This window comes from Metabacillus schmidteae (assembly GCF_903166545.1).
Classification (GTDB): Bacteria; Bacillota; Bacilli; order Bacillales; family Bacillaceae; genus Metabacillus; species Metabacillus schmidteae.
Genome location: NZ_CAESCH010000001.1, coordinates 2350160 through 2363321, shown reverse-complemented (window position 1 = coordinate 2363321; position 13162 = coordinate 2350160). Strand labels below are relative to the sequence as shown.

Here is a 13162-nt window from a genome sequence, read left to right as displayed (position 1 = left end):
GTTCTTTAGCATTATATTCAGTAACTTTTAAAAAATGACGCTATCTTGTTCATTGATCAACAAGTTAATCTCGGCTTCTTATCATTAATAATATGCCATCCCGGAAAGAAAAAGTACCAACATCACTAATGAGTTCATTACTAATACATAATGTTGAGCCAAGCCTGATATGACAGTTTTTTAATGGATATTTAAATCCATTTAAAGTTAAACCATATATATCAGCACTTATAGCAACAAAGGAAATATAGTTCCACTCAATTTGCCTCTTTACTGTATATGTACCAGCGGTATAGAGCGTGATTTGATTTTGTTGATCGATTATGTCAATTTTCGATTGAGTTGAAGTGGATTTTATTAGAAGGTGAATATTGCCCAGCAAATGATCAAGTCTTCCTCCGGTTGCTCCAAAGATAAAAATTTGATCCGGCTTTTGAGATATGCACCAATCTAATGCAATCTCTGTATCAGTCTTATCCTTTTCAGAAGGCAATGTGTTTAAGTCAGGTATTTTTGTCTTTAAATTTTCAAGTTCCTTAGCTGAGATTGAATCAAAATCTCCAAATGCATAATGTAAAGGTAAGTTAAAATCTAAAAGATAGCGAGACCCTCTATCAATACCAACCCAAATCACATCTTCAGAATGATATTTTGTTAAGTTGGCAAGGTTTTCCCTCGGTCCACCTGCCACAAGAGCTATTGTTGTCATATGTTTGCCCTACTCCCAAACTATATTTATTATTTCAGCTTTCCAATATTGAAAATAAGAAAAAAGCCTGACACAATTAGAGTGTCAGAACTTCACCTTTTTACATATTATCATCATAATCATACCTAAATCCATCTAGTTGGTTTGTTTCCCCATTGTTATTTAGCTTTTGAAGTACTGATTCATATTGCTCAATCTCCTTGTAATCAGAGGTTGTTTTTGAGACAGCTTTCAAAGCTTGTTCAATGATCACCATATCTTCCTTTGAAAAATTCATTTTATAGGCCCCCTATTTACATTTACTTATCTACATTAAATAGGATGGTTTTCTTTCATGAATTTATGAATACTTTAAGAAAGAACAGCTTGTTTTAATGATTCAATTGCTTGTTGACGATTAGGATTGTTATAGATAAAGGATCCTGCAACAAGTACATTCGCACCTGCTTCAACACATAATTTTGCAGTTTCTTCATTTACTCCACCATCAACTTCAATGTCAATTGCAAGTTGTTTTTCTTTTATTAAGTCTGATAGTTGTTTTATTTTTGGTAAGACTTGAGGGATAAAAGTTTGACCGCCAAATCCGGGATTAACCGTCATAAATAAAACCATGTCAATGTTGTCCAGGACATGAACAATTGACTCTACAGGTGTATGAGGATTTAACACAACACCTGCTTTAACACCCTCTGATTTTATTAATTGTAGTGTACGGTGTAAATGAGTACATGCTTCAACATGTACAGTAATAATATCAGCACCTGCTTTCACAAATTCTTTGATGTATAAATCTGGCTTCTCAATCATTAAATGAACATCTAAAGGTAGTTTTGTAACCGGACGAATGGCTTCTACAATTAACGGGCCAATTGTAATATTCGGCACAAAATGCCCATCCATTACGTCAACATGAATGTAGTCTGCCCCTCCATTCTCTACATCTTTTATTTCCTCACCTAATTTAGCAAAATCTGCTGATAAAATAGACGGAGCAATTTTTATCATACTTAATACCTCGGCTTTCTATCTTTTATTTCTTCAACAAATGTTAAATAGTGATCATAGCGATACTGAGGAATTTCTCCTTCAGCTACAGCTTCTTTTACAGCACATTTAGGCTCTTTTACATGTGTGCAGCCTCTGAATTTACAATCTCCACTTCGAGTCCTCATTTCCGGAAAACAATAGCTAAGATCCTCTACCTCAATTCCTGTAAAATCTAACGAGCTAAACCCTGGTGTATCAGCTACAAATCCAGTTCCTACTGAAATAAGTTCGACATGTCTTGTTGTATGTTTTCCACGTCCAAGATGGGAAGAGATATCATTTGTTTTGAGTTCCAAATCTGGTCTTAAAACGTTCAATAAAGAAGATTTCCCCACTCCTGATTGTCCAGCAAATACAGAAATATGTTCGTTAAGGTATGGTAACAAGTCTTTTTCTACTGTTGATTCTACAGTTGATGTTAAAAGAACTGTATATCCTGCATTTTGATAATCCTTAGCAAAAGACTCTACACTTTCTCGTACTTCATCAGAGGGAATAAGATCTACTTTGCTTATCACAATAATTGGACTAATATCATTTGCTTCAATTAATACAAGAAAACGGTCTAACAAAGTCGGACTAAAATCAGGTTCAACAGCTGAAAAAACTAGAATGGCTTGGTCAACATTACAGATTGGTGGTCGAACTAATTCATTTTTCCTTTCGAAAACCTCTAAAATATAACCTTCGAGATCATTCTCAGCTTGGTACTCGACCTCATCGCCTACAAGAGGTGTGATTTTATTCTTTCGAAATACACCTCTACCACGACATTGAATTAATTTTTCATTATCCTTAACATAGTAAAAACCACTAAGAGCCTTTACAATTTTCCCATGCGGCATGGAAAACCTCCTTGATGATCGTCATCAAAATTTCTCTAATATTTCCTCTAGGGAACTAAAATAACTCCTGCAAATTAGTTACTCATCTTTTGGATATTCAATTTTTTCCAATGAATATACTTTATCATCAACAGTTATCTGATAAAGGGCTGTCTCACCTGGATTAATAGTGAATTTTAATTCTTCCACATGAGGACTTGTTATCTCAAAAGTCTTGTATACATCAGAAATTGAATGTTCAGTATCATCAATACTGATTTCTACAGTTAATTCTTCCCCTTCTTGTTCGGGTTCATATGGTATTTCAACAGTTCTTGATACTGTTTTTGGTTGTGGTGGTTTAGCTTCAGGGCCTGATGAATAAACTAATTTTAGTGTTGTGTCCTTCGGAACAACTTCAGTACCCGGTGCAGGTTCTTGAGAAATCAGCTTTCCTTCTGGAACTGTATCAGAATTTTCTTCTGATATATTGGGTATAAAACCATATTGAGAGACATATTCATCTATCTCAGATCTATTTTTTTCAACTAAGTTTTCAACTTTTACTTTGGCAGGTCCTGTGCTTACGACAAATTCAATTTCTGTTTCAGAAGGTACGACTTCTTCACCTACTTCGGGATCTTGAGATATAATCTTGCCAGCTGCTTCTGTTTCATCTGTTTCTTCTGTTACATGGATGTTTTTAAAACCCTTTAACTCAAGAATTGATTTGACCCGTTCAATCGAACGACCGTAATAATCATCTATTAATACCTTTTCTTTTCCAGTACTTTCATAGATGGTGACTAAATCGCCTTCTTTGACACTTTTATTTGCCTCAGGTTCTGTTTTAATAACATGTCCCTCTTCAATTTCTTCATCTGTCATAAGAATAGGTTCTTCTCCCACCTCGAAACCTTGCTCAACCAAAATGGCAACAGCCTCTTCATATGATTCTCCTGTAACATCTGGAACTTCTACATCCTTTGGTAATAAAAATTCCGGAACGATAAAGAATGCTGCAATAATTGAAATAATGATTACAATAAAAGTGGTAATAATAAAAATAGCGAATTTACTTTTTTTCTTTTTGGGCTTTTTTACTTTCTTCCCTTTTTTTTGCTTGTTAGAATCATTATCTATAGATTGAACATTATCCTCGTGCTGAATTGTTGGATTTCTTACAATTGTATCATCAGCCTTATAATTTTCTAAGTTTTCATTCGTAATGATTGGTATAGCTTTCGTTGCCTCATCATCATCGGGAATTACAAACCTCGGCTCTGATATTCTATTAACATCAAATGCTGTTTCCAAGTCTTTTTCTAATTCTTCGACAGTATTATATCGATGAAAAGGATCTTTAGCAGTTGATTTTATGATAATATTTTCAATACTTTGAGGAATATCAGGGTTCCATCTTTTAGGTGATGGAGTTTCTGATTGCAGGTGTTTTAGAGCAATGGAAATTGCAGACTCTCCATCAAATGGTAATCTACCAGTAAGTAACTCAAAAAAGACAATTCCAATAGAATAGATATCAGATTTTTTATTTGCTAAGCCGCCTCTTGCTTGTTCTGGAGATAGATAATGAACTGATCCTAAAACAGAATTTGTTTGTGTAATCGTTGTTGCACTTAATGCTACAGCAATCCCAAAGTCAGTTACTTTAACAATACCATGGTGATCAATCAAAATATTATGTGGTTTAATATCACGGTGGATAATTTGATTGTCATGGGCATGTTGAATTGCTGAGGCAATTTGAACCATAATACTCACTGCTTTTCTTGGATGAACAGGTGCAAATTGTTGTATGTATTGTTTTAGTGTTTGACCCTCAACATATTCCATAACGATGTAATAAATTCCATCTTCCTCACCAACATCATAAATACTCACAATATTTGGATGAGCCAAACTTGTTGTTGATTGGGCCTCTCTTCTAAACCTCTTGATGAATTCATCATCGTTAGAAAAATCAAAGCGCAATACTTTCATTGCCACTTCTCTCTCTAGAATCATATCTCGGGCAAGGTAGACATTTGCCATCCCGCCTCCACCGATCACTTCTAGAATTTTATAACGGCCACTAATTCTTTTACCTATTAGCACGAGTCTTCACCTAATTCATGTGCCGTTTTCTTGAGCAAGATTAAAGAGATATTGTCTTCCCCACCATTATCGTTAGCTAATTGAACCAAATATTGACCTGTTTTTGCAAGATCATCAGATGTTGACAGTTCTTTTTCCAAAATGTCATCAGAAACTTTATTCGATAATCCATCTGAACATAGTAATAATACATCATGATCTTCCATCTCAATGGTTTTCAAATCAATCTCAACATTTTGTTCTGTCCCAAGTGCTCGTAATAGAACATTTTTTCGAGGGTGATACTCAGCATCTTCTTTTGATATTTGTCCGGATTTCACCAGTTCATTTACAAGAGAGTGGTCTTGTGTAATCTGGTTAAAGCCACTATTGTTTAATAGATAACAACGACTGTCTCCAATATGACCAATTGTAGCGAATGTGTTTGTTACAAGTGCGGTAACGATTGTTGTTCCCATTCCCTGGCATTCAGGATGGGACAACGAGTGCTCATATACAGCTTCGTTTACTTCTGCAACCTTTTTCAGTAACCAATCTTCTGCATCACTAGGTCCGTTGATAGCCGGTTCGTCCTCCCATAGTGACTTAAATGTTGAGATTGTCATTTGACTGGCAACATCGCCTGCCAAATGACCTCCCATCCCATCTGCAACAATTGCTAAAATACCAGCTTTATTTTCAAAAACGCCAACAGAATCCTCATTATGTTGCCTAACTTTTCCCCTGTCTGACAAAAAAACATGATCCAACATGGTTACCTCGTCTCCTCTTTACGCTCCTTAGCTCGAAGTTGTCCACACGCTGCGTCAATATCATGTCCTTGCTCTCTTCTTGTTGTGACATTTACACCGTGCTTTTTAAGCGTATCTTCAAATAATGTAATTTGTTCTTTTGGTGTACGCACATAGTTTCTTTCAGGTACATAGTTCACAGGAATTAGGTTAATATGACATTTTAAACCTTTTACAAGCTTAGCAAGCTCTTCAGCATGCTCAACTTGGTCATTTTCACCGCCGAATAAACCATACTCAAAACTAACACGTCTACCTGTTTTATTTACATAGTATTTAACTGCTTCTATTAAGTCTGGAAGCTTATAAGCTCTATTAATAGGCATGAGCTTTGATCTTAACTCTGAATTTGGAGCATGCAAAGAAATCGCAAAATTAATTTGCAGCTTTTCATCTGCAAATTTATAGATTTTTGGAATAATTCCGCTAGTTGATACAGTAATATGTCTTGCTCCAATATTTAAACCTTTATCATGGTTAATGATTTTCAAGAAAGACATCATTTCATCATAGTTATCAAACGGTTCACCGATCCCCATTATGACAACATGACTAACCCGTTCCTCAAATTCATCAAGTGCTTGCTGTACTTTTACGACTTGTGCTACAATTTCGCCTGCTTCCAGGTTTCTTTTTAATCCACCTAATGTGGATGCACAAAATGTACAACCAATTCTACAGCCAACCTGTGTCGTTACACATACAGAATTGCCATAATCATGTCTCATTAATACAGTTTCAATCGAATATCCATCATGAAGTTCAAAAAGAAATTTAATTGTGCCATCTTTAGATGTTTGTTGAATAATTGTCTTTAATGTCGTTAATGTGAAATGCTCGCTTAAGAGTGTGCGAAGACTTTTTGATAAATTAGACATATCTTCAAAGCTTGCGGCACGTTTTGTATAGAGCCAATCAAAAATTTGATTGGCACGAAAAGCCTTTTCACCCTGTTCCTTTAGCCAAGTCTCCAGCTCATGCAGCTCTAATGAATAAATGGAGGGCTTGCTTTCCGTCTCCGTGTTGTTCTTTTTTGTTCTTGATGCGTTTACCTGTTCCATTTTAACCCTTCTTTCGTAAACATGCTATATAGAAACCGTCCGTTCCAAAGTAATGTGGGAGTAATTGTACTTCACCATCATGTACATAAGATTGTAGTTTTTCCGGAAAATTTTTGATTGCTGCTTCATCACGTTCAAAATTTGGATGTTCACTTAAAAATGCTTCAACAACACTACGATTTTCCTCTTCATCTACAGTACATGTACTATAAACTAACACACCATTAGGTTTTAATAAAGGTGCAACTGATGTTAATATTTTCTTTTGTAATTCTGCAAGCTTAAGAACATCTTGTTGTGATTTTGTATATTTAATATCAGGTTTTCTACGTATGACACCAAAACCTGAGCATGGTGCATCTACTAATATTCGATCAAAGCTTTCTTTTGTAAATCTTTCTCCTGCTAACCTGCTATCTAGTGTTTCTGCTTGAATATTTTTTAAACCTAGGCGATCAGCTTGCTGATTAATGAGCTTCACTTTATGCTCATGTAGGTCAAGAGAATGGACCGTACCGGTACCTTTCATTAATTCCGCAATATGAGTAGATTTCCCACCTGGTGCAGCACAGGAATCTAATATGGTCTCATTTTCTTTCGGATTAAGGGCTTGAGCGACTAACATTGAACTTTCATCTTGAATTGTTAGAAATCCTCCAGCAAATTCCTCGGTTAATGCAAGATTTCCCTTCTTTCCTTTTATCGCATCGACCGCTAAATCACCATGCTCTACGCTTATATCTTTGCTTTGTAATTCATCCATAATTTCTTCAACTGATTTTTTCATTTGATTAACGCGAGCAGTTTGTGAGGGTGGCATTAAATTTGACTCACACATTTTTTCCGCATCTTCATAACCAAATTGTTTGATCCATTTTTGAACAAGCCATCGTGGGTGACTTGTTTTAATTGAAAGTTTTTCAACAGGATCTGTAATTTGGTTAATATCTGGAATACCTTCCCGCTGAACAGTTCTTAATACTCCATTTACAAAGGAAGATATTCCTTTGTGGCCCCTTTTTTTAGCAATTTCGACTGCTTCGAAGAAAATGGCACGCTCCGGAACCCGATCTAAGTACACCATTTGATAGACTGAAATTCTCAGCAACACTCTAACCCATGGCTCTATTTTTTTTGCCTTTTTTAAAAAAGCTTCTAAATAAAAATCAAGTGTATCTCTTCTTTGTAATGTACCATACACAATTTCTGTTAAAAGAGAGATGTCTTTTGAATTTACCTGATGTTTTTTTATCATCGAATTTAACAACAAGTTACTATAAGCTTGGTTTTTTTCTATTTGTAATAATATTTCTACTGCAACGTCACGTACGGTCATCTGTTTTTTCATTTTCATCGCCTAATCTTTCACCCACATTCATGGTTGTACCTCGCAGGAATTCCTCTCCAGTCATCTTCTTTTTACCTGAAGGTTGAAGTTCTGTAATTTTGATGGCAGTTTGATTACCTGTTGAAACAATAATTCCATCCTCATCAAAGCCTATAATTGTCCCTGGAAGAGTATCTTGATTGCTTTGTAATTTTTCTCCCCACCAGATTTTTATCAATTGGTTGTGATAAGTTGTAAATGCTACAGGCCAAGGATTCAAACCTCTTATTTGGTTATATATTTCTTCACCTGTCTTAGACCAATCGATGTGTTCTTGTTCCCTTTTTATATTGGAAGCAAAGGTTGCTTTAGTTTCATCTTGTTTCTCCGGTGTTATAGTACCTTCTAATAAAGGGGGCACTGTTTCTGATAATAATTTTACTCCTGCTGCACTTAACTTATCATGTAATGTGCCAACAGTATCTCTTTCATTAATTTCAACTTCAATTTGAGTAAGAATATCACCTGCATCAAGCTTTTCAGCCATATACATAATTGTAATACCTGTCTTAGTCTTCCCTTGAAGAATAGAATAATGAATAGGTGCACCTCCTCTTAGTTCGGGTAAGAGAGAAGCATGTACATTTATACATCCATGTTTGGGAGCTTCCAACAACTCTTTAGGTAGTATTTGGCCAAATGCTGCTGTAATAATAAGATCAGGGTCTAATGCTAAAACATCTTCAACTTCGTGTCGAATTTTTTCTGGTTGTAACACTTTTAAATTGTGCTTTTCAGCTTCTACCTTAACAGGTGGTGGTGTTAAGATCTTTTTTCTCCCTTTTGGACGATCAGGTTGTGTGACAACCCCTACAATGTTATAGCCTTCCTCAATGAGACTTCGCAAAATTGGAACGGAAAAATCAGGTGTTCCCATAAAAACAATCTTAGTCATATCTGTCATCCTTCCATGCCTTCTAATTCATCTTCCGTTATGTATCTTTCTACCTTTGATGTAAAAAGAATACCTTCTAAATGATCTATTTCATGCTGAATTGCCCGAGCAAGAAAACCTTCAGCTTCTATTATTCTCATTTTTCCTTTTCGATTATAAGTTCTAACCTTTATATAATCAGACCTGCTTACATCACCATATAGGCCTGGAAAGCTTAAACAACCTTCCGGGCCAGTTTGTTTCCCACGTTGCTCTAGTATAACAGGATTAATTAACTCAATCGTTCCGTGATGATCATCAATATCAACAATAGCGATTTGCTTAGATAGTCCTATTTGTGGAGCTGCTAATCCTACACCATCATTTTCAATCATAGTATCATACATGTCTGCTAAAAGCTTTGAAAGCTTTTTATCAAATACACTGACCTTTTCACACGGCACTTCCAAAACTTGTGCCGGGTACATTACAATGGGTTTTACTGCCAAAAAAATTCCTCCAGACAATTTAACTTTTATAATTTGGCTGTTTTTGAATACTTTGTCGTTTTATAATGCAGTGTCTAAGGAAAAAATTAGTCCGCTCCATTCCACTATAAAGTCAAAATAATATTCTTAATCAATATCCTGCGAAAACAGCATATATTTTAGATTACCTACATCATTGTATTTGGACTTAAATCAATGGTAATCATCAAATCATTTGAACTCATTTCCTGCTGAAAATGTTCGATAATTTTTCTTAGTATTTCATGTAAGTTTTTTTCCCGTTTGTATTTTACCATGCATTGGTAGCGATATCTATCATTGATACGAGGTATAGGAGACGCGACTGGTCCCAGAATCTTTGTTTCATTTGAAACATTTCTTCTTAAAAACTGTACAATTTTGTCAGTCACTGACACCACTTTAGTTATTTCGGGATGGGAAACTGTCACTAGGGCAAGAAAGAAATAGGGTGGGTATCCATGTGACTTCCTTAAAAACATTTCATGCTCATAGAAGGAATCATAATCATATTTACTTGCCAATTGAATACTATAGTTTTCGGGTGTATAGGTTTGAATAATTACTTCTCCAGGAAGTTCATGTCTACCCGCTCTACCGCTTACTTGTGTCATTAGTTGAAACGTTTTTTCAGCTGCTCTAAAATCAGGCAAATGCAGCATTGTATCTGCAGTTAAAACACCGACTAACGTTACATCCGGGAAGTCCAGACCTTTTGCAATCATCTGTGTTCCAAGTAAAATATCAGCTTCTTTATTTCCAAACTTTGTTAATAACTTTTCGTGGGCCCCTTTTCGGCCTGTCGTGTCAACATCCATTCTGATAATTCTAGCCTCTGGCAATACTTTTAATAATTCCTCTTCAACCCGTTGTGTTCCAGTTCCAAAGAAACGAATGTGTTCACTTTGACATTCCGGACAAACATTTGGCATTGATTCTTCATGACCGCAATAATGGCATTTTAGCTGTTGACCGAAACGATGATAGGTCAATGAAATATCACAATGAGGGCATTGAATAACAAACCCGCAGTCCCTGCACATAACAAAGGAAGAGTATCCGCGTTTATTCAAAAACAAAACCGATTGTTCATTTTTCTCTAATCGATCTGTTAACTTTTCAATTAAGCTAGTTGAAAACATCGTCCTGTTACCACTTCTAAGCTCTTCCCTCATGTCGATGATTTCAACCGAAGGCATTGACCTTTTATTCACGCGTTCTTTTAATGTTAAAAGCTTGTAAACATCTTTTTGAGCCCGTGCAAATGTTTCTAATGTGGGAGTAGCACTGCCTAATACTACAGGACATTGATGAAATTTAGCTCTGTAAATAGCTACATCTCTAGCATGGTAACGGGGATTTTCTTCTTGTTTATAACTAGATTCATGCTCTTCATCTATGATAATCATCCCTAAATTTTCGAATGGAGCAAATATGGCCGATCTTGCTCCAACTACTAATTGCACTTCTTTTCGTTGAATCTTTCTCCATTCATCATATTTTTCACCTGTTGACAATCCGCTGTGAAGAACCGCAACCTTTGAACCAAATCGTCCCTTAAACCGATTGACCATCTGTGGCGTTAGCGAAATTTCAGGTACTAAAACAATTGCTTCCTTCCCATTTTTTAATACAGCTTCGATCGATTGAAGATATACCTCTGTTTTTCCACTACCTGTTACCCCATACATGAGAAAAACATGGTGTTCATTATTTTCAACCGATGATAGGATGGGTGCTATTGCGTGCTGTTGTTCACTATTCAATGACAAAGGTTTTGTTTTCTCAAAATATCGATCTTGATAAGGATCTCGATATACTTCTTTGTATTCTTCAACAAGTATACCTTTGGAAATCAAAGCCTTAATTGATGCATCTGATGCATTTGTTCCCGCTAATAAATCAACGACAGAAATGTAACTAATATTATTCTCTTTTAAATACCTAAGTACCTCTAGTTGTTTCTTTGCATTCGCATTTAATGCTTCCATTTGCTCAGCTAATTGCTCTGGTGAGGAATTCAGTTTCACCATTCTAATTTTCTTCTTTTGCCCTTTTTGCTTCACCTTATATATCAATTCCAGATTTCCATTTTCAATTTCCTTTTGAATTGTTCGGAGTGGAACAGCTTGTTCAAGCTCTTTTATGGCAACTTGACTTTTTTTGTTAAAGAAGGGTTGAAGTTGTTCGGAAATATCCCCTAGGATTTGATCAGATGTAAGAGTTACGACTTTTTCATATTTTGCTTTCATTGCTGCAGGGAGCATTGCCTGAAAAGCTGAAATTTTAAAACATAAGGTTTTTTCAGTTAACCAGTGTCCAACTTCTAATAACTCAGGGGTGAGACATGGGGTTAAATCCAAGCATTCGGAGATTGCTTTTAATCGGTCAAATTCAGAAGTATTCTTCGTTTCAACAACAAACCCTTGTACTTTTCTGGGACCAAAAGGAACGATAACCCGCATACCTGGTGTTAAAAAGTCCTGCCAATCCAAAGGGATTTTATAGTCAAATGCCCTGTCAGTCTGCATAGCCGGTACATCAACAATGACACTAGCATACTTCATTCATGAACACCCTTTAAAAGACAATGAACTTTTTCAAGAAGTTTTCTTGCTACTTCGGTTTTTGACATAAGCGGAAGTTCAGTTTTAGCTAAATTTCGATCATATATCGTCACAATATTCGTGTCTGTTCCAAACCCTGCTCCTTCAGTCGTTATATTATTTGCCACAATTAAATCTAAGTTTTTACTTTCCAGTTTCTTTTTTGCATATTGCTCCAGGTCATTTGTTTCAGCTGCAAAACCCACTAAAATTTGATCTGTTTTTTGTCTGCCAAGTTCTTTTAGAATATCTGTTGTTTTTTCCATCTCAATAACTAAATGGTCATGGTCTTTTTTCATTTTTTGATCATAAGTCATAACAGGACGGTAATCTGCCACTGCTGCAGACTTAATGATAACATCAGTCTTAGGGAAGTAATTCATCACTTCCTGATACATATCTTCAGCTGATTCAACAGCAATAACATGGACTGAGCTCGGGAACTCAATAGAGGTTGGTCCGGTAATTAATGTAACATCAGCTCCTAATTTGGCCGCTTCTTCTGCGATGGCATAGCCCATTTTACCTGATGAGTGATTCGTAAAATACCGAACCGGATCTACCTTTTCTCTAGTTGGTCCTGCTGTAATGAGCACTTTTACATTTTTTAACGGTTCACCATATTCTTGTTTTTCAAAATAATTTGTTACTAATGCTAAGATTTTTTCCGGCTCTTCCAAACGTCCCTTTCCTATATAACCGCAAGCTAAAAATCCTTCACTTGGTTCAATAAATTCGTAGCCATATTCGAAAAGAGTTTGAATGTTTTTTTGTACAGCCGGATTGTCATACATATGTACATTCATTGCAGGTGCAATCCAAACCTTTGCTGTAGTAGCTAATAATGTGGTTGTTAGCATATTATCTGCAATGCCATTAGCTAATTTTCCAATGATATTAGCTGTTGCAGGTGCAACTAGCACAAGATCTGCCCAATCAGCTAAATCAATATGTGCAATAACTTTTGAGTTTTTTTCATCAAAGGTGTCAAAAAAGACATCGTTTCGTGACAGTGCTTGAAAGGTTAATGGTGAGACAAATTCCATTGCTGAATCGCTCATAATGACTTTTACCTCTGCACCAGCCTGTATAAGCTTACTTGTTAATGCAGCTGCTTTATACACAGCAATTCCACCGCTCACGCATAATAATATCTTCCTGCCTGTTATCATTTCCCCCACCAACTTTCATGAATCATCCTAATTGAAAAATGAAAAG

12 protein-coding genes are annotated in these 13162 nt (G+C 35.9%); all 12 read right to left on the bottom strand.

What is annotated here, in order from left to right; genetic code table 11:
- Nucleotides 1–64: 64 nt before the first annotated feature.
- On the bottom strand, nucleotides 65–709 hold the full coding sequence (locus HWV59_RS11305) for a thiamine diphosphokinase (protein WP_102229657.1): 645 nt from the start codon (nucleotides 707–709) through the stop codon (nucleotides 65–67).
- 100 nt (nucleotides 710–809) lie between these two features.
- On the bottom strand, nucleotides 810–986 hold the full coding sequence (locus HWV59_RS11300; RefSeq protein WP_175638855.1) for a hypothetical protein: 177 nt from the start codon (nucleotides 984–986) through the stop codon (nucleotides 810–812).
- 74 nt (nucleotides 987–1060) lie between these two features.
- A complete protein-coding gene (rpe, locus tag HWV59_RS11295) occupies nucleotides 1061–1717 on the bottom strand; it encodes a ribulose-phosphate 3-epimerase (RefSeq protein ID WP_102229656.1) in 657 nt (218 codons plus the stop codon).
- 2 nt (nucleotides 1718–1719) lie between these two features.
- Nucleotides 1720–2604 (bottom strand): ribosome small subunit-dependent GTPase A, encoded by an 885-nt coding sequence (rsgA, locus tag HWV59_RS11290; RefSeq protein ID WP_175638854.1) that lies wholly within the window; start codon nucleotides 2602–2604, stop codon nucleotides 1720–1722.
- A gap of 78 nt (nucleotides 2605–2682) precedes the next feature.
- Nucleotides 2683–4698 carry a Stk1 family PASTA domain-containing Ser/Thr kinase gene (pknB, locus tag HWV59_RS11285; protein ID WP_175638853.1) on the bottom strand — a complete coding sequence of 672 codons (2016 nt, stop codon included), beginning with the start codon at nucleotides 4696–4698 and terminating at the stop codon, nucleotides 2683–2685.
- Nucleotides 4692–5447: a Stp1/IreP family PP2C-type Ser/Thr phosphatase gene (locus tag HWV59_RS11280; protein ID WP_102229930.1), complete on the bottom strand. Its 756-nt coding sequence runs from the start codon at nucleotides 5445–5447 to the stop codon at nucleotides 4692–4694. Before HWV59_RS11280 ends, pknB begins: the two co-directional genes overlap by 7 nt.
- A 5-nt stretch (nucleotides 5448–5452) precedes the next feature.
- Nucleotides 5453–6550 (bottom strand): 23S rRNA (adenine(2503)-C(2))-methyltransferase RlmN, encoded by a 1098-nt coding sequence (gene rlmN, locus HWV59_RS11275; protein WP_102229653.1) that lies wholly within the window; start codon nucleotides 6548–6550, stop codon nucleotides 5453–5455.
- Nucleotide 6551: 1 nt separating this feature from the next.
- Nucleotides 6552–7898, bottom strand: a complete 1347-nt coding sequence (rsmB, locus tag HWV59_RS11270; protein WP_235991823.1) for a 16S rRNA (cytosine(967)-C(5))-methyltransferase RsmB — start codon at nucleotides 7896–7898, stop codon at nucleotides 6552–6554.
- Nucleotides 7873–8832, bottom strand: coding sequence for a methionyl-tRNA formyltransferase (gene fmt, locus HWV59_RS11265; RefSeq protein ID WP_102229928.1), 960 nt, complete (start codon nucleotides 8830–8832; stop codon nucleotides 7873–7875). The genes rsmB and fmt overlap by 26 nt, the downstream gene beginning before the upstream one ends.
- A gap of 5 nt (nucleotides 8833–8837) precedes the next feature.
- A complete protein-coding gene (gene def / locus HWV59_RS11260; protein ID WP_102229652.1) occupies nucleotides 8838–9320 on the bottom strand; it encodes a peptide deformylase in 483 nt (160 codons plus the stop codon).
- Nucleotides 9321–9487: 167 nt separating this feature from the next.
- Entirely contained in the window at nucleotides 9488–11905 is a 2418-nt protein-coding gene (gene priA / locus HWV59_RS11255) for a primosomal protein N' (protein WP_175638851.1), read from the bottom strand.
- The gene (gene coaBC, locus HWV59_RS11250) at nucleotides 11902–13116 is read right to left on the bottom strand and encodes a bifunctional phosphopantothenoylcysteine decarboxylase/phosphopantothenate--cysteine ligase CoaBC (RefSeq protein WP_102229650.1); all 1215 of its coding nucleotides are present in this window, start codon (nucleotides 13114–13116) and stop codon (nucleotides 11902–11904) included. The genes priA and coaBC overlap by 4 nt, the downstream gene beginning before the upstream one ends.
- Nucleotides 13117–13162: the final 46 nt, after the last annotated feature.